The 17597-nt window shown below is 42.1% G+C and carries 20 protein-coding genes; 8 read left to right on the top strand and 12 right to left on the bottom strand.

What is annotated here, in order from left to right:
• The first annotated feature begins 171 nt into the window (after positions 1-171).
• Positions 172-1095 carry an L-lactate dehydrogenase gene (locus MHI15_RS20575; protein ID WP_036687562.1) on the top strand — a complete coding sequence of 308 codons (924 nt, stop codon included), beginning with the start codon at positions 172-174 and terminating at the stop codon, positions 1093-1095.
• A 191-nt stretch (positions 1096-1286) separates the two neighbouring features.
• Here MHI15_RS20575 and MHI15_RS20570 read toward each other — a convergent pair whose 3' ends face one another.
• The 3 genes from MHI15_RS20570 to MHI15_RS20560 all read right to left on the bottom strand — a co-directional run bounded on the left by MHI15_RS20570 (position 1287) and on the right by MHI15_RS20560 (position 4207).
• Positions 1287-2258: a glycoside hydrolase family 113 gene (locus MHI15_RS20570; protein ID WP_254848918.1), complete on the bottom strand. Its 972-nt coding sequence runs from the start codon at positions 2256-2258 to the stop codon at positions 1287-1289.
• 112 nt (positions 2259-2370) lie between these two features.
• The gene (locus tag MHI15_RS20565) at positions 2371-3276 is read right to left on the bottom strand and encodes a tyrosine-type recombinase/integrase (RefSeq protein WP_076106781.1); all 906 of its coding nucleotides are present in this window, start codon (positions 3274-3276) and stop codon (positions 2371-2373) included.
• A 28-nt stretch (positions 3277-3304) separates the two neighbouring features.
• Complete coding sequence (locus MHI15_RS20560) at positions 3305-4207, bottom strand: LysR family transcriptional regulator (protein WP_076133707.1); 903 nt, start codon at positions 4205-4207, stop codon at positions 3305-3307.
• A gap of 128 nt (positions 4208-4335) precedes the next feature.
• Here MHI15_RS20560 and MHI15_RS20555 point away from each other — a divergent pair, with 128 nt between their 5' ends.
• The 3 genes from MHI15_RS20555 to MHI15_RS20545 all read left to right on the top strand — a co-directional run bounded on the left by MHI15_RS20555 (position 4336) and on the right by MHI15_RS20545 (position 8316).
• Entirely contained in the window at positions 4336-5658 is a 1323-nt protein-coding gene (locus MHI15_RS20555) for an APC family permease (protein WP_076217746.1), read from the top strand.
• Between the two features lie 198 nt (positions 5659-5856).
• Positions 5857-6813 carry an alpha/beta hydrolase gene (locus MHI15_RS20550; RefSeq protein WP_341164774.1) on the top strand — a complete coding sequence of 319 codons (957 nt, stop codon included), beginning with the start codon at positions 5857-5859 and terminating at the stop codon, positions 6811-6813.
• A gap of 189 nt (positions 6814-7002) precedes the next feature.
• Entirely contained in the window at positions 7003-8316 is a 1314-nt protein-coding gene (locus MHI15_RS20545; RefSeq protein ID WP_340033150.1) for a PQQ-binding-like beta-propeller repeat protein, read from the top strand.
• A gap of 6 nt (positions 8317-8322) precedes the next feature.
• On the opposite strand, the gene MHI15_RS20540 is transcribed toward MHI15_RS20545, so the two are convergent.
• The 4 genes from MHI15_RS20540 to MHI15_RS20525 form a co-directional block, all read right to left on the bottom strand.
• A complete protein-coding gene (locus tag MHI15_RS20540) occupies positions 8323-8706 on the bottom strand; it encodes a hypothetical protein (RefSeq protein WP_076126717.1) in 384 nt (127 codons plus the stop codon).
• Positions 8707-8863: 157 nt separating this feature from the next.
• A complete protein-coding gene (gerPC, locus tag MHI15_RS20535) occupies positions 8864-9478 on the bottom strand; it encodes a spore germination protein GerPC (RefSeq protein WP_076126719.1) in 615 nt (204 codons plus the stop codon).
• 42 nt (positions 9479-9520) lie between these two features.
• Positions 9521-9748 carry a spore germination protein GerPB gene (locus MHI15_RS20530; RefSeq protein ID WP_076277016.1) on the bottom strand — a complete coding sequence of 76 codons (228 nt, stop codon included), beginning with the start codon at positions 9746-9748 and terminating at the stop codon, positions 9521-9523.
• A gap of 13 nt (positions 9749-9761) precedes the next feature.
• Positions 9762-9986, bottom strand: a complete 225-nt coding sequence (locus MHI15_RS20525; protein ID WP_036687577.1) for a spore germination protein — start codon at positions 9984-9986, stop codon at positions 9762-9764.
• Positions 9987-10100: 114 nt separating this feature from the next.
• Between MHI15_RS20525 and MHI15_RS20520 the strand changes: the two genes are divergently transcribed.
• Positions 10101-10559, top strand: a complete 459-nt coding sequence (locus tag MHI15_RS20520; RefSeq protein WP_076279348.1) for an Hsp20/alpha crystallin family protein — start codon at positions 10101-10103, stop codon at positions 10557-10559.
• Positions 10560-10779: 220 nt separating this feature from the next.
• Positions 10780-10947 carry a hypothetical protein gene (locus tag MHI15_RS20515; protein ID WP_169744777.1) on the top strand — a complete coding sequence of 56 codons (168 nt, stop codon included), beginning with the start codon at positions 10780-10782 and terminating at the stop codon, positions 10945-10947.
• A gap of 121 nt (positions 10948-11068) precedes the next feature.
• Here the strand turns inward: MHI15_RS20515 and MHI15_RS20510 are convergent, their stop codons facing one another.
• Positions 11069-11941 carry a GNAT family N-acetyltransferase gene (locus MHI15_RS20510; RefSeq protein ID WP_081387192.1) on the bottom strand — a complete coding sequence of 291 codons (873 nt, stop codon included), beginning with the start codon at positions 11939-11941 and terminating at the stop codon, positions 11069-11071.
• Positions 11942-12127: 186 nt separating this feature from the next.
• On the opposite strand from MHI15_RS20510, the gene MHI15_RS20505 reads away from it, so the two are divergent.
• Positions 12128-12520, top strand: a complete 393-nt coding sequence (locus MHI15_RS20505; protein WP_341164773.1) for a hypothetical protein — start codon at positions 12128-12130, stop codon at positions 12518-12520.
• Between the two features lie 112 nt (positions 12521-12632).
• Here the strand turns inward: MHI15_RS20505 and MHI15_RS20500 are convergent, their stop codons facing one another.
• Positions 12633-13313 carry an SDR family NAD(P)-dependent oxidoreductase gene (locus tag MHI15_RS20500; protein ID WP_076184391.1) on the bottom strand — a complete coding sequence of 227 codons (681 nt, stop codon included), beginning with the start codon at positions 13311-13313 and terminating at the stop codon, positions 12633-12635.
• Between the two features lie 153 nt (positions 13314-13466).
• On the opposite strand from MHI15_RS20500, the gene MHI15_RS20495 reads away from it, so the two are divergent.
• A complete protein-coding gene (locus MHI15_RS20495; RefSeq protein ID WP_076190224.1) occupies positions 13467-14027 on the top strand; it encodes a TetR/AcrR family transcriptional regulator in 561 nt (186 codons plus the stop codon).
• A 127-nt stretch (positions 14028-14154) separates the two neighbouring features.
• Here MHI15_RS20495 and MHI15_RS20490 read toward each other — a convergent pair whose 3' ends face one another.
• The 3 genes from MHI15_RS20490 to MHI15_RS20480 all read right to left on the bottom strand — a co-directional run bounded on the left by MHI15_RS20490 (position 14155) and on the right by MHI15_RS20480 (position 17554).
• Positions 14155-14568, bottom strand: a complete 414-nt coding sequence (locus MHI15_RS20490) for a VOC family protein (RefSeq protein ID WP_076190223.1) — start codon at positions 14566-14568, stop codon at positions 14155-14157.
• 34 nt (positions 14569-14602) lie between these two features.
• Positions 14603-15526, bottom strand: coding sequence for a ketopantoate reductase family protein (locus tag MHI15_RS20485; protein WP_076190222.1), 924 nt, complete (start codon positions 15524-15526; stop codon positions 14603-14605).
• Positions 15527-15781: 255 nt separating this feature from the next.
• Positions 15782-17554, bottom strand: a complete 1773-nt coding sequence (locus MHI15_RS20480; RefSeq protein ID WP_076190221.1) for an ABC transporter substrate-binding protein — start codon at positions 17552-17554, stop codon at positions 15782-15784.
• Between the last annotated feature and the right edge of the window lie 43 nt (positions 17555-17597).

The following is a 17597-nucleotide window of genomic DNA, read 5'->3' as shown; positions in this document are numbered from 1 at the left end:
CTTACATTCTCTCCTGTCTAGTCTTGCTAAGATAATGAAATAAAAATCACATTTTAGTATGGCCTTAATTAGGGTAATGCATTAAATAAGATCAGCTTGAAAACACTACCGTTAACGATTATGATGGACAAGATTGAAACCAAAAATTTGAAATATTAAGGAGATGGAGACATGGCCCCCCCAAAACCCAATCGGGTCGTAGTTATCGGTACTGGAGCAGTTGGTACAACTACAGCCTATACATTATTGTTACGTAGACGTATGCCCGAACTCGTACTTATTGACGTTAATCATCAGAAAGCACTTGGCGAAGCACTGGATATGAATCACGGCATGCCTTTTGTCGGTGGTGTGAAGTTATGGGCTGGTACTTATGAAGACTGCCGTGAAGCAGATATCATTATAGTCACTGCCGGTGCATCACAAAAACCGGGAGAAACCCGGATAGATCTGCTTCGTAAAAATATTTCGATTTTTAAAGATATCATTGAAAAAATTACAAAGTATAACCAACATGCCATTCTACTTATTGCAACTAACCCTGTAGATATTCTGTCTTACGCGACTTTGAAAATAAGTGGGTTTGACCGCAGACGTGTAATTGGTTCTGGTACGGTACTTGATAGTGCTCGTTTTCGTTATTTGATCGGTCTTCACAAAGAAATCGATCCTCGCAGTATTCACGGACAGATCATCGGTGAACATGGAGATTCAGAGCTTCCGGTTTGGAGTCTTGCGAATGTAGCTGGGATTGATCTTGGTTTTGACGAAGCAGAACGCGAAGAAATCTTCCAAGATACCAAGAATGCAGCCTATGAAATTATTGATGCCAAAGGCTCAACCTCTTATGCAATAGCTCTTGCACTGGACCGAATTGTAGTCTCCATTCTTCATAATGAAGGCGCCGTGTTGAATGTTTCTACTTTATTAAACAACTATAACGGGGTTTCGGATGTCTATCTCGGTGCACCTTGCGTAGTAGACCGCTCGGGTGTTCGGCAGGTACTGGACCTCCCACTCAATGAAACCGAACAGGCTTTATTCCAGAAATCCGCTGAGAAGCTAAAAGCAGAAATAGCTAAGCTAGAATTGTAAGCGTATATGGCTGGAAACAGCCTTTTTTGACTACAAAAGACACAAGAAACCGTCCTTTTTATATGTGGAGCGTTGCCTCCACTATGAAAAGGACGGTTTTTAATATAACACGAATTAACTTAGCCTGCCAATGACAAAAAGATCCTTTAGCAGGCCAGGCTCACCTGAAATTCCGGATCTTTTTTATCAATTTATTTAGTGATAGGTTGCTTGTAATATTCTTTGAGAACTTGTTCGGCTTTTTTGCCATAAATATCAAAACCACGGTCAATGGAAGCCTCTTCCAAGGCATATAATTTCGTGCTCCAGTCCCACCAGAAGTAACCGGCAAACCAAGGTTCATTCCAGAATGCTTCCAGCGCTGACCGATAGAAGTTGGCTTGTTCATCTTCTGAATACGGTAAGTCTGTGTATGTAAAGTCCCATGGCATGGTGGCACATCCATGCGCACTTCGGCATCCAATCTCGATGAATACGAGAGGCTTGCCAAATCGCTCAGACAGTGACTTAAGCCGCGGTTTCTGCCGCTCCCAACCTGCCAGCATATTCTCATAAGAATCTCCCGGCACGGAAGCTACCGGATAATAAGCGCTGGTTCCGATAAAATCCACCTCATCCAGCCACTCGATTCCTTCTTCTTTGCCATGATTAGCATTATAAATGATCGGCCCTGTATAAAGATTGGTGACCTCTTGAATCAATTGTCTCCATTCCGCAGTTCTAGACTCTGTGCCTACCATTTCGCAGCCGATACAGAACATCTCACATTCAAGCTCTTCCGCCAACTCTGCATAGTGTTTAATGAAATTTGTATAAGAACGGAACCATGCTGCCCAATAAATCTCTCCCTCTTCCGGAAATCCAATCCTAGCTCTCCAAATGCCATCCCTCGAATTCACAACCGGTTTAAGACAAACTTTAAGACCAAGCTGTTTTGCCAGTTGTACCGCATGTGCGAGATCACGATCTGTCACCGTGTAACCGTAATCATAATGAATTTCTGTTGAATGCACTGTGTCTTGCCATGTCCAAAAAGATAAGGCGATCCATTCACTTCCTGTCTCCGCCAGCTTTCTCATCGAATCTTCTGCATATTCTGTGCGGTATTCGCCTCGTTTTGATCCCCAGCCATAAGTCATCCCTTTTAGAAATACATCCTTCACGATTAGGACCTCCTATAAAAAACTCTTAATAACTGTTAGAATAAATCAATACCGTTATAATAACAAGTTATTTTTTGTTATCAATTTTCTAAGGAGGTTTCTTTCTTTTCTATCACAGCTGGATTTGCAATTTAGACATAGCCTCTTCCTTCTCACGACTGGTAATATGTGTGTATACGGTTGTAGTCTGGATCGAGGAGTGACCAAGCAGTTCCTGTACAGTGCGCAGATCTGCCCCTTTTCTCAGCAGCATGGTTGCAAAGGAATGTCGGAGCTTATGACTTGAATACGGACGTCGCTGTGCTGCTGGCACATCCCTTTGGAAACGATCAAAGGTATCTGCTGCAATTTGCTGAATGCCGCGGATCGACAACCTGCGTCCTTTTTGTGAAATGAACATCGCTTCCTCTTTACTGCGCCAAGGATCTAACCTTTCTGCTAACGCAGAGTCGAGAAAAGGCACTACATCCTCGGGAACCGGCACATTACGCCATTTACGCCCCTTCCCAAACACACGGAGAGAATGTCTTTCTACATTATAATCACTCAAATTCAGTGTGTGGACTTCCCCCACCCGAAGCCCCATATAGGACATCAACAAAAAAACTGCTAAATTGCGCTTTTTGTATTTACCATCTATAGAAGATAAAAACCGACCCAGATCACTTTCATCTAAGTAGACCGGCTCACGATTGATCTCCGTTTTGGATTTCTTAATCCCGGCTGCCGGGTTGTTCTGAAGTAATTCCAGCTCGATCAATGCCTTGAAAAAACAGTTAATCGCAGCATGCTTCCGGTTACGGGTCGCATCACTCACTCCACGTTCGCGGACAGAGGTCAAAAAAGAAATGACATGCAGCTTCTTCACCGTCTCAAGCTTTTTACCATTCAGGCTGTCTAAAAATTGTTTCACATCTACTAAATAGGATTTTTGCGTATAGGGAGTGTACCCGGCATCCTTCATCCAGATGAGAAAGGCCTCCAGCCCTTCTTCGTAGTCTTCACACCACTCATTCATGCCTTAGAGCCTCCTTGTTAACGTTGATCTATATTAGACTTCTCCATTGCTCAGCATGTTTTTGTATCGCAAGTAAGAACTCCGTCAGTACGGGCGATTTCCATTTCTTATGATGATAGGCGATCTGCGTCGCCACACGCTGTGATTCATCATTCCAATTCAACCTGGCAAGTTTTCCTTCGGAGAGTTCATTTTTTACAGTAATTAATGGAAGAAAGGCAATGCCAAGATCAGCCATCACACATTGCTTTATCGCCTCGATGCTCCAAAACTCTAACGTGGGGTCAGGAAATACACCGTAACTGTTCAAATGCCGTTCAAATAAAGTCCGGTAGGAACAGCCCGTTTCAGTATGAAGTATGGTCACTCCTTTTAAATGAAGGGGTTCTACCTCAGCAAGGTTTAATAAGGGATGATCTGGCGCTGCGATCAGCGTCATCGGCTCATGTACTAATGTTTCTATATTTAAATCTTTATCTTCCGTCTCAGGTTGCAACAAGAACGCTAAATCCAGTTCACCCGAACGGACAAAATCTGATAGTTCCCAGCAAGCTCCAGGCTTCAGAAGAATTTGCACCTTCGGATATTTAGCGCGAAACTCCTTAATAATACCTGGTAAGCGAAAAGCAGCTAGAGATTCAGGAGCCCCAATCCGTAAAGAACCCGTAAGCTCACTATCCGAGCGTAACGCGTCCTCTGCTAAAGTGTGCATTCTGGATATTTCCTGAGCGAACGGGAGCAACCGACGCCCTGCGTCGGTTAGGATAATCTTTTTACTGATCCGATCAAATAATGGCTGGCCAATTTCAGACTCTAGTGCTTGGATTTGTGCAGTAATACTGGACTGTGCATAATCAAGCTTCTGTGCTGCTCTAGTAAAACTGCCCGTCTCCACTACCACTAAAAAGGTAAAAAGATGACGTGACTCCATGAATTTCCCCCTAAATGAAAATGAACCATCGGAATATCGAATGGATACTATTCAAAAATTCTGTTTTTCCAATGGATCTATTATCTGCTACTCTAGAACAAAAGACAAGGAAAGCAGGATAAAAAAACATGAAGGAATCCGGTTCAAACACTTTACAAAAAAACATTGGCATGCCTCAGGCTATTGCCCTTTACATCGGGGCTGTGTTGGGTTCTGGGGTCTTAATTGTTCCTGGTTTAGCTGCAGAAATGGCGGGTCCCGCTTCATTACTGGCGTGGGGATTTATGTCGTTGCTGATTTTGCCGATGGCCTTATCAATGGGTCTGCTCTCTGCTAAATTCCCTAACGCTGGAGGCGTGTCCCATTTTGTAACGCTTGCTTTTGGTCCAAAAGCTGGCTCACTGGTAGGTTGGTTCTTTCTGATGTCCGTTCCGATTGGCGCACCTGTTGCTGCACTGACTGGAGCTGGTTATATGACCGCCGCTATGGGCTGGGACGAATCTGCAAGAATTACTATTGCCGCTATTATGTTGGTCATTGGCCTGATTACGAACTGGATTGGTATGCAGGTAGCTGGAAAGGTACAAATAGCGGTAGTTATAGCGATTGTTGCTGTGCTGGTCTTCTCCTTTGCTACTGCACTGCCCCGTATGGAAGTCGAACACTTCACTCCCTTTATCCCACATGGATGGATGAGCATTGGCCAGGCTGCTGCAATCTTATTCTGGTGTTTTATTGGCTGGGAGGCTGTCTCACACCTATCTGAGGAGTTCAAGGACCCACAGCGTGCCGCCGTTAAAGGAGTAACTATCGCCGCTATTATAGTAGGGATTCTATATTTTCTCTCCGCACTAGCAACTGTTGGTACACAAAGCTACCTCAAAGGTGGATCAAGCACTTCACTCGTCTGGATTATTAGTCAGCCTCTTGGGCGCTGGGGAGGATTTATTGCCGGACTTACCGGTCTGTTCATCTGTACAGCCACAATTATTGCCTATGCAGGAGCTGCCTCACGTGTGGCTTATGCTTTATCCCGCCAAGGCTCTGCGCCGAAATGGATGGGTAAAATATCCAAACAGTATCATACCCCTATCGGTGGCATAGCTTTTCTTCTGCTCTGTTTTGTATCGGTGATGACGCTATATGGCAGCGGGTCCCTCTCCATCACCACTCTGATCCAGTTTCCGAATGCTACTTTTATCCTGACTTATATCGGAGGTTGTGCTGCAGGAATACGTCTGCTCAAAGGAAGTCGCTTAGGTGTGACGATAAGTTGGATTTCCTTTTTAGCAACAGCTGCTGTGTTTCCTTTTACGGGCTGGGCAATAGGCTATCCGCTACTCATTACTTTGGTATTCGTTTGGATTATCCGTAATAAGCGTAAACAGAGGATGCGTGTCACTGAAGAGATTGGTCCTAAAATGCATGAGGAACAACAAAAGGTGTTGTAAGGCTCTAACTGCGTTTGAACCTCTCCCTAAGGAATAGTTGTACTGGTGTCCGAAACCGTGCTCAATAGGCGATAAATGTGCAAATAGCGTCAAATCTCTAACTACTTCTAAACTGGCATTCGTTTCAGCAGCTGCTTAGATGGTTATGGAATGAAGAGGGTATACTAGACTATGACCAGTCAAAGGAGACGATAAATCATGCCAAACAAAACTAAGATCATTCTTGAGCCAGCTGCTCAAAAATTTGCTGATGATAATGCGAAACCTCCCTTTCTACCTGACCTTGGGCCAGAAAAGGGCCGTGAAACGGTAGATAGCGTACAATCCAGTGAGATATATAAACCTGAAGTTGATATTGAAGATCTAATGGTGCCAGGTGGACCTAACGGTGATGTTTCCATAAGAATCGTTCGTCCCCCAAGCTCCTCATCAGCGTCGCTGCCTGTTATCCTGTACATTCATGGCGCAGGCTGGGTGTTTGGGAATGCTCATACCCATGATCGCCTGATCTGTGAACTAGCTGTCAGAGCGGAGGCCGCAATTGTTTTCCCTAATTACAGCCTCTCTCCAGAAGCTAAATATCCTACAGCTATTGAAGAAATCTATGCAGTACTCCAGTGGACAGCTGAAAAAGGAAGCGAGCACGGATTAGATACTAGCAAGCTTTCTATAGCCGGAGACAGTGTTGGTGGGAATATGGCCGCTGCTATTACTCTAATGGCTAAAGAACGGAGTGGGCCGAAGATAGCGAAACAACTATTATTCTATCCGGTAACGGATGCCTCGTTTGATACTGAATCCTATCATGAGTTCGCCAAAGGCTATTTCTTGCAGCGGGACGGCATGAAATGGTTCTGGGATCAATATACTACTGACCCTGAGGAACGTAATCAAATCACGGCCTCCCCTCTTCGGGCTAGCCTAGAACAACTACGGGATTTACCAGATGCACTGGTCATTACTGGTGAAGCAGATGTGCTACGGGATGAGGGTGAAGCTTATGCCGCCAAATTGCGGGAAGCTGGCGTGAATGTTACGGCTGTCCGCTTTCAAGGCATCATTCATGATTTTGTCATGCTGAATCCTTTAGCCGAGACTCATGCTAAAAAAGGAGCTATCAAGTTAGCGACAACATGGCTTCGTGAAGGTTTCTAAACAAATCAACTATTGACATATTCCTTTACTAGGCGAATTGGTTACCACAAGAATTCTTGTGCGAAACTGATTCGCTTTTTATTGTTAACATAATATTTATTATGTTAACAAGTGTATTTTTACAATTGAGAAACAAATATCCATTCTCTGCGTCAATATATTATAAATGATGTATAAGGAGCTAAAATCGTGAAATATGTACCGTTTATCCTAAAGACCGTTATATCTTCCTCCTTGCTCGTATCTGGAGCTGGTATATACTTGTCTAGTGCTCAAGCAGCAGTAACAACTCCTGCCTCCTCTTCAACAACCGTCGACTCTATCACCACAATTAAACCCTTATGGCACGACAAGGCAGATGGTCAAGGAATTTATAGCCAACAGGCTCCTATTGCAAATAAATTATTCTATTATTCATCAGGCGGGACACTAAAGGCCGCCGATCTCACCACAGGCAAAGTTAAATGGTCCTACAAAAACGGAACAAATCCTGAGATTATAACGAATAACTCGGTTTTCTTTATCACTTATGAGGGTTATCTTGTAAAAGTTAATGCTCAAACGGGGAAATTGCTTTGGAAGGTTAAGGCTGCCAAAGATCCGATCGAGATCGGTGCTTTCGCGGAGTTAGTTAACGGAGTGATATACTTCCGGAACGAGCATGGTGGAATTGCAGCTTATCATCCGGTTACTGGTAAAAAGATCTGGGAGAATAAAGACATCCCTATGTATGTAGGAAGTATCGACGGTCTTTATAACGGGGTATTGGTAGTATCCAGTACCGTTGATAATAGACGCACACAGTTTTTCGGTCTCGATCCGGCTACAGGCAAGAAGTTATGGAGAATTCAGGGATTTTATAGCTTTGTTGCTTACCGGGATGGTGAATTATTACTCCGCGAACAAGCCAATGCTGCAAATGATGCCTCTAATGTGCCTCTTAAAGGCTATCAGTTGACCCTGGTACATGTTGATGTTAAAACTGGAAAAGCGAAGACCAATAAGAACTATAAACCGCTCGAAGATGTCAGTAGACTCGGTAATTATTTCACATCACTTCAAGGCTCGTATCTATATACAGTCGATGGAGGTTTAGACCAATGGGGTGGTCATCCACTATACCGCTTTACCTTAGGTCAAGAAACAACGAGTGAACCCAAAAGTTATCAGGAGTACGGAAATTGGGTGGCTGGACCAGTAAATAACATGGCTTTTTTCCAAAAGGGTGCACAGATCACTGGCGTTCAAATGAACGATAATCGCATTATAAGCTTCAACGGACCGGACAGTCCAGCGCTTAGTGTTCAATTGATCGGTAAGGGGATTTACACTGGCTATGAGAATGGCTACTTCTATATCATAAATGCAGAAACAGGCAAAGCGCTTGGCAAAGTAAAGACCGGAGCACAACAATACGGCACACTATTTAGTGCGAATGGTATTCTCTACATCCAGACGGAGCATGATATATTCGCGATTTCCCTGCCAAAAGAATTAAAATAGTTGTTGTTACTCCTCATCTTTTGCAGCCACTTCTCGTTTAAACTCACTGGTTCGACTCTCCAGATGAACTGACCCGCTGTTTCCAATCTGGAAGGTCGTGCCAGACCCAATCGACAGAATTTTTATATATTGTATATTAATCATTGATTCTGCGGAATCCTTTAATATCACAAATTCATCCGCTTCATTCCCTTGCTTAGTCCATACAGGGATAGGGATGTCTATGAGTGTAGTATCTTTCGGGTGATTATTAATCTCCCTTATGTTAAAAAGATAATTCTCCTTGCTTCCCAGGAATTTAGATTGAACCCGGTCTACAGATCCACAAATAAAAATAGAACTGTCGGACAGATTGTTGATATAAACATCTTGTATGCGTGAGGTGTGCATAGGTTAACTGCCTTTTTTGACTTGATCTGGCGCGCTCTGAGTATATTCTATTACGCTGTCAAACGCCGAGGAGCAATGAATGGATTGAGTATCCCCTACTAAAAATACTGATGAACCCGAGATCGAAACGACTTTCACTGCATTGACACTAATATCTCTATTGATCACCGTTATCTTCATTCGTCTCCCGCCTTCCGGTTATATTTATTTCCAAATGCCGCTCTACTGCCATAACGATATCTCGTTTGATTTGCTCTACAATAGAAGCGCATTCCTCATCAGTGTATCCACGCCCTTCTTCTGTGGCAGGGAGTTGGTTTACATACTCGTTAATCCGTCCATCCATTTGATTCAGCAGATCCTGAGTCACCATTTGGATATATTGCTCATCAATGCTTAAATTCTTCTCTTTTTCTAAACGTGAAAATTGCGAGGGAACCTCTTCTTGCACATACTTCAAAATCTGTGGGCGAATCTGATCCGATAAGGCAGTTGTACCATCCTCCCGCTCCCCTATAGGTTTACCGTTGATCATCGCTTCATCCAGATTGTTTCCCTCATTCGGTGTAATGCCTATATTTAAAGTGCCTTCCAGCTTTTCGATTTTTAATTGTTCAAAATGATAATTGATAGGTCCTATACTTGCAGATTTATTGTTCTTTATGCTGTCTACATCGCCTTGCAAATCGCGAAGCTGCTTCTCTAACTGTTGAATCTTCTCCGCTTGCAATCTTAGTGTATTAAAAACCTGCTGAGCGTAATACGGATGCATACAACCCCCTCCTATGGTTTATTGTATGCGGGGACAAAGAGCCTAATTCAGATGTGCATATAGTTCCGCCGCTGGCGGTAAGGATACAAGGGGTGAAGCCATTTTTTCCGCTGGAGTCGTTGGAGCCGATGATGGAGCTCCAGAGGTCTCATAATTATGAGACAAAGTATTAATTCGTCCCGATGTACCAATCTGAAGTACCGAGGAATTAGAGATAGTGCCGATTTTTAGATTATAGATCGATATGCATTGATATACCGTAATGTTCATTTAAACCCCACCCTTAAGGAGGTGATACTTGATCCACCACATCTGAATCCATCGTATTTGTACTGCTGGCCGCATTATTCGTTATATTCGTACCTATAGAGTCACCTATGGAGAAGGAGTTGGCACCGGCATAAATTTTAGAGTTGCTGCTCAGGATAACGGATGCCGTATTTCCTACTAAGACTGTGGAGCTGGGGCCTACGCTATTGATTTTAATATTGCCGATGATTGAAACCACCAAACCACTCCTCCTTTCGGAATGATAAGCTATTCTATGTAGATATTCGCCCAGATGTCACTGAATAAGTCAAACGCCCATACAATGGATAAAAACCGTAGGAGGCGCAGAGCTATGAGTCCCAATAAGACGAACCCTTTAGATTGGATGAATGAAGATCCCTTTTTTAAGAAAAAGTTATCCTTGAAAGCTCTTGAAGAGCAGTGGAAGTTGGATCCTAACCAAATTGACGGGTATGTCGAAAAAGTAATCCGTGAAGCAACTGCAGCGACCTCCTCTTCATTTATGAACGAAACCTCAAGTTTAAGTTTTGAGCATATCGACACTCATAATCACCTGATTACCAAAATTCGTATTCCGAACGGGATTCACCCCGAAAGTATATGGGCACAAATCAATCGCACACAAATTAAATTAACAGGTTTAGGAAAAGATCATAGCGAGATTATTCAGTTGCCAGTTCCCGTCATTCCAGATCAGAGCAGAGGCACTTATAAACAAGGTTCCCTGCAATTCAGAATGCCTAAAATGTCAGCGGGAAGATTCAAAGATATCGACATCCGTTATTTATAAAATATTCCTTTAAAATCCACCTGTTTTACTCGTCCAAGTGCCCCATTCCCCCTGAAAAAACGTCTTAAAATCAAAACAGCGTATAATTTAAGTTATACGCTGTTTTTTGAGGGTGATTTTTAGCCCTTTTTCTTCCGATTTTCTATTCTTTTCGCTCTTCGAACTTTAAGTTCCTCTTGGTCATAAGATGGAGTATTAAGAGTAAAGGTGGGGGCAAATTATGTCTAAAAACAAACGCGGCAAAGCACTTTGGCGCATTCCATCCCGGGCTAGAGGAACATGTCCGATCTGTGGCAGCACACGTATTAAGCTGTTGTACTTCGGGAAAGGCATTTCAGGTGAAAAGCTTAATGTATGTAAGAAATGTGATGGGAAGCAAAAGGCATGAAAGCATTTAGCAGATAATTCACAGAACGGGTTACCAAATAAAGTGCGACCTTAACCTCGAAACTAAGCTCGACAAAAAAGCTATCGCACTTTGCTTGGTAATCCTTCACTTACAAAAACTTTTATAGTTCAATCCGATAGCGTCTTTCCTCATTCGTTAGAATGAAACCGACAGATTCATATAGCTGTAATGCAGAATCATTTTCCGTAAGCACCATCAGACATGCCTCTTCCAGTCCGTGGGTTCTAAAATAGCTCAATGCTTGAAAAAGCATGTACTTAGCAATTCCGGATCTTCTCCATGGCTCAAGTACAAATACATTTTCGATGTAGCCACCCTTCTCTTCCTGCCAGACCATTAAGCTACCCGCAACCTTCTCCCCTTCTCGAACAACAAGTGATGTCCAGAGCGGATTTTGTTTAAATTCAGCTAACCGTTCTTTCCCTAGCGGAGTTTCCGGCCAAATCTCAGCTTCTAATTCCAAATAATGCTCGTCTTCTTCAGGCGTCTCCATATTCCAGGTTGCGAATTCAAGTTCCTTAGCCAGAGTGGGTTCAGACAAGCCATCACTTAGATTGTGTTTCATCTTAAATAAGCTATTATAATGAGAGAAGCCCTTCACTTTTTCGAAAAATTGAGTATTCAAGACTTCTGCCGAATCGTTCCCTACACATAGAGTGGTTTTGTAATCCTTTGATAACGTTTCTTTTAATTCGAGTGCTCTTAATAAGAGTGACTGATAAACTTTTTCTAATAAATCATAATCGCCTTCACGTTCTGGTATTGTTTTTAAGTTCAGGTAGATCGAATGTCTGCTATCCTTGGAACGGCCGGGCGGAACAATATTGATGATGCTCACTTGACCTTTGGCCACCATTTTACCGTCCTCGAAAGCGCAATATACATTTTCCCAATTTTCCTCTGTGCCAACCCACCAAAAAACAACATTCCCCTTTGAAGATACTGTGTTATAAAGTTCACCAAGTAATGGCATGTCACCTTGTTCAAAATGACGGATAGTAGTCAATACAAAACCCCTTTTCAAATCATTAATATGGAATATATTTATAATAACATGCAAGTCCACGCTTGATTTGGTAATGAATTTTTATAACTAACTTCTCCTTGTTGTAACATTTTTTAAGTAACCCCTGTCTTACTTATATAGGGGGACTGAAGGATGAGAAAACGATTTTTTATAGGGATTACGATATTTCTGATTACTTGTGGAGTTGCTCTTGGTGTTGTGACGATATCAAATCTTCTGAGTCCGTTTAAAAGCTTCTCAGTCATCGTAGATAATCAATCTGATGTTGATATTAACTCTATCGAAGTAGGATTAATTGGTGCGGATTCAAAGAAATTGTATACAAGTCCAATAAAAGCAGGACAAAAGAAAAAATTCAAACCAAAATTGAGTTTAAATGGTGAAGGTGCTATATATCTTCGATATACCAACTCTAACGGACAGTCGAAAGAACAAACCGTGTGCGGTTATACCGAATATTTATCAGGTCATTCCAAAGTCACGATTACTAATGAACGCACAACCGTTGTTCAGCAATGTAATTAAATCCATTCACATCTGACCTTCAATCCTGCTTCACTCTGATGAGAGATATGTCTTCTAATAGGATAACAAGCCGCCATTAAGGCGACTTGCTAATCAAATAAGATTTCGTTTTTTAATTTGGAAGATGGGTCGGATCCAATCCTAGAGGGAATACTTCCTCAAAGTTATCTTGCTTTTCATATAAGCTATACCAAGTCTCTGCAATAACATCAGGATCACCAGCTGTTCCTGCTTGTATCATTGTCCCTATGGAAAGATGGCCGACAAATACTCCTTTATCTATTAACTCATTGTGTAAAGCAGTAGCATAATTTCGTATACCAGACATAACAATGCCGCCATTTCCTACAAAAGGCAAAGGGAACATAGCAGAAATACCAGTGGTAAAAAGAATGGCTCCTGATCCTCTATGGATCATATTGGGTAATACTTCATTAACCGAAAGAACGGCGGGCAGCAAGTAACTGTTTATTTGTTCCAACACACTTTGAGGTGTAGTTTCCAGCACATGAGTGAATTTATCCCACCCTGCATACGGACTGAACTCTAGTACATCGATTGAACCAAACTCTTTTATTATCGCTTGAAAGACTTGTTTTAGAGCTGCTAAATCTGTCACATCCGCTACAAAAGATTGTGCTTCAATATTAAGTTTCTTAAGTTCACTAATGATCATTGATAATTTCTCGGGATTGCGTGAAATGACAGCCACCCTAAATCCATTAACTCCGAATTTTTTAGCTAGAGACAATCCTAACCCAGGCCCTGCACCCACGATAACAATATTTCTCATTTTTGATGAACTCCTTTTCTATGATATATTAAAGTAACAGCTGTTGCTTTAATTGCTAATATACAGCTACTAATTTAATGTATCAATCAACAATCAACCTGCAAATGTTGCTATAGCAACAAGATTGCTAAATTGTTGGGTAGGAGTGAAGTAATGGCTACTAAAGTAAACAATATTCGGCTGACACAGACTAAACAGTCTTTAATTGACTCCTTTTTACGGTTTGTTTCCCTGAAGGATTTTGAGAAAATAACAATCGTCGATATAACAAAGGGAGCTAAAGTTAATCGAGCCACGTTCTATGCGCACTTTAATGATAAATATGAATTATTGGATTATATTATGGGTGATTCGGCATCCGCTGCTATTGTAAAACATACTGAAGGTGAAATTAAATTCGATCAAGAAGGCATCACTCAACTCGTATTATCGGTATTCGATTTCTATCAGCAACCAAACATACAATGCCGCAGCAGTTATATAGGGATGGTTGTCCCTCAATTGAAAGAGAAGATTATAAATGAGCTGAAGGTTCACTTATCTAACGCTTTAGGAGATATCTACCCAGATCACGGGAAAAGCTTTTATGTACCGATCATCGCACAAATGATCCATGAAGGTGTCTATCAATGGGTAACAGGGAATAATACTATAAATCAACAAGAAGTCGCCGAGAGAATTTCATCATTAGTCTTACGTGGGCTGCAATCGTAATTTAAAATCAGAAGATTCCTCAGACCTTTCCGCTGCCTGAACACTAAGGGGCCGAACTCGTCATTTACAGACGAACTCGGCCCCTTGTGATACAGAATATTATCTGACCGTGCAACACATCAATCGATTACACATTCCCCGAAAGATTTAATTGCCATGACACACCAAATTGATCCGCTACCCAGCCAAATTTCGAACTGAATGGATATTCGCCTAGTGGCATGAGCACCTGTCCACCCTGGGATAATGCTGCATAGACGCGGTCAATTTCGGCTTCACTTTCACAATTCACATATAAGGATACCGCTGGAGTAAAGCTGAATCCATGCTTCACGTAGCTATCTATACACATAAAGACTTGTCCATGTAATGAAAAAGTAGCCTGCATGACACTCCCTTCAGGGCCTGCTTCATTTGCTCCATAACGTTTAATACTGATGATTTCGGAGTGATCAAATAAAGAAGTATAGAAATTCATAGCTTCTTCAGCCTTTCCTTCGAACATTAGAAATGTCATTATCTTTTGATTCAGTTCCTTCATAATCGTCCAGCTCCTTAAAGTAATTTTATACAGATCATCTCATATCATTCACGTTTTCGTATATTTTCAAACGGGCATATACGGTTTCGAGAATAGGATACACAACTTGACCAGATACAGCCATCGCCAAAAGTGCACCATGCAGATGCTCAGCTTCCACTGGCAGATGTTTTAGCATATCCCTATGCATAGAGGAAGTAAATTCGGGTAGCACCGAATCCATCTTTTGCATCGTAGCAGTCACCATATCTGCTCCAACAGGCATACCTGCACTTTGCGCTATACTCACGATCTCATTCAGAAGCTGCTCATAAATAGTACGCGCTGTAGATGAGGCTAAAATGGGTCCAACCGAGCTATCCATTAAAGTTGTAATCCCGCTTAAACTAGCTACGAATATATATTTCTGCCACACTTCGTGCTGAATATCAGAGCTTAGTTTCACAGTGAATCCTGCTTTATCCAAATGACTGAGAAGTTTCTGCGTTCGTTCTGACTCCCCACCCGCCCATTCACCAAACACAATACTATGAAAAGAACTACTTTGTATGATAGCTCCATTAGAACCTAACGTTGTCTCGATATAACAAAGACCACCCAGTACCTTTTCTGCTCCAAAATGCTGCTGCAAAATACCAAAATGTTTATACCCATTAAGGAGCGGGAGAATCATAGTCTGTTCACCGACGAAAGGGGTAAGATCCATCATCACCTGAGGCAAATGATAGGCCTTCACTGCAATAATAATACAGTCAAAAGGCTCTGCCTTCTCCCCATATGTAATCGTCCGAACGGGAGTCTGAAAGTCACCATGCACACTTTTTATTGCCAGACCCTCATCTTCTAACTGCTTTTGTTTAGTAGAACGGACTAGAAAAGTTACATCTTCCCCTTTTTGAACCAGACGCCCTCCAAAATAACCACCAATAGCTCCTGCACCCACGAATAGAAAACGCATGTAAGTCTCCCCTTTTTTCACCTTATTTTTAACAAATAAAAAGACCGCTTAGCTTATCCGCTAAACAGGTCCGAATGGCAAAAAAAGAGTCAAGTATCGACCGTTCTTTTGTCTCGGTCCATACGGATCTGAGCAAAATCCAACGAGTTCACCTCCATGGCTACAAATAAATTACTATTCATAAATCTGATCCATCTAGAGCGCCATTCGATTCTATCGATACAGCCTCCCTGGAAAGTATAACAAAAGAAAACCTTAAAGCCTAGTTTTAATCCATAACTTAGAGATGTCCAGAAACCCGAAGGAACCGGTGTGCAGACCAAACAGGCTTTGATTTAGCTGAGCTTTTTTATTCATATGACAGCCATGCAGCACCCAATAATTGTCTCGTAGAATTCCCTCCGCTTGATTCAGCAGTTTCACCCGTTCATCCTTTGGAGATTCTGTGAAAGGACCTAATACCTTCGAAAACAATGAAATCTGGTCCTCTCTAAGCAAAGAAAATAAATAATTAGATTTATTATTAAAGTAGTTAATCATTCCCCATTGCCAATCATCTTCTAAAACCTCTTCAGCAAGCTGGATCTCGGCTGTTGTCTGTATATAATCTGCCTTAAATTCATTGAAAAAATATAACTCAATTTGCAAACCTACGGAGGCAGCGCGTGTTTGGAGCCATAACGCTTCTTCTCGTTCTTCTTTTTTATCCTTAGTTGCTAAAGTAATGACTTCTCCCTGATACCCGTTTTCCGCTAAAAGCGCTCGGGCATGTTCCAAAGTTGGATCTAGAAGCTCTCTCTTACTGCTCTCCCATGGCAAAAAGCTATCTGCTGGGGTGATACGATTGCCACCCAATTCTTTTATTAAAGCCGTTCGACTGTAAAGGATACGGATCACTTGGCGAAACCATAGCTGCTGATGAATTCCCTCTCTATGAAAATTAAACAGAATATATCTGCAGCCTAAGGCTGGGTAATCTATACTGTGATTGCTGATGATATCAGGTAAAAGTTCCCCATGTTCAGGATCTGGCAGCTGGTATTGGCGTTCATTAGAAGCCTCTTTTGGCAAATACCAAATCTCAACACGATCCAGGAGCGGCCGAATTCCAAAATAAAAATCAAAAGCTGCGAGCACCAAAACATCCTCATTCAGATCCAATAAACGGTAGGGACCTGTACCGCTTACTTCACTAGTGATGTCTATATCATAAGGAAGAATGGACATGTGAATACAACTGAACAGATGCAGAAAAAAGAGATTTGGACGTGACAACACAAACCGGATTCGATGATCTCCTTCAACCTCTACTCGTTCGATATCCTTATAAAGGCTAACCGCTGGGCTGTTCAAGTCGATAAGCCGTTGCAGCGTCTCTTTTACATCTCTCGAGGTCATGATTCTTCCGTGATGAAAGCGTACCCCCTTGCGGAGGTAAAAAATATAACTTGTATGCTCCTCATTAGCTTCCCACATATGGGCCAAACCAGGAAGAAAGGTATCGGTCGTTGCGTCATAAGTAACTAGTGTGCTATAGATTTGACCCAGCAAATAGGATTCAAAAGCGGTGTATACATAAGCAGGGTCCAGCACTTCCATATGCCGGTTACGGGTAATCCGCAGGACGTCCAGCCCTGAGGTTGACTCTGCTTCACTACGGAAACCCATCTGTTTATTTAACATCGTTAATAATCGTTCCTTTAAGGGTCCGGTCACCTGATCGCTGCTCATCAATTCGATAGCTTCTTTTATCTTCCCTTTACTGACTAACTCCTGAAAGCTATCCTCGAATACCTCATCAATACTTTTTAAAAAAGTAAGTTGAGAGATATGCCCCCTGCCTCTCCCCGGCTGCCATTGAATATATTCCTGCTCTTCCAGTTTCCGCAGCACGAATTTAACATTACGTGGAGTGCAAATCAGGATCGAAGCCAATAAATCTATCGTCACAGGAACAGGTTCATTCACTTTGAACGAACTAGTAACGCCTGCTGCTAAACATAAAAAATGATTACTTATCTGGTCCAAATGGTTCACTCCTTTAAAGGTGAAATGGTCAATGTAATTCTTA

The sequence above is a fragment of the Paenibacillus sp. FSL H7-0918 genome (assembly GCF_038007025.1).
In the GTDB taxonomy this organism is placed as follows: domain Bacteria; phylum Bacillota; class Bacilli; order Paenibacillales; family Paenibacillaceae; genus Paenibacillus_AQ; species Paenibacillus_AQ odorifer.
Note: the sequence above shows the minus strand (reverse complement) of the source record. Positions and strands in the feature narration are given on the sequence as shown.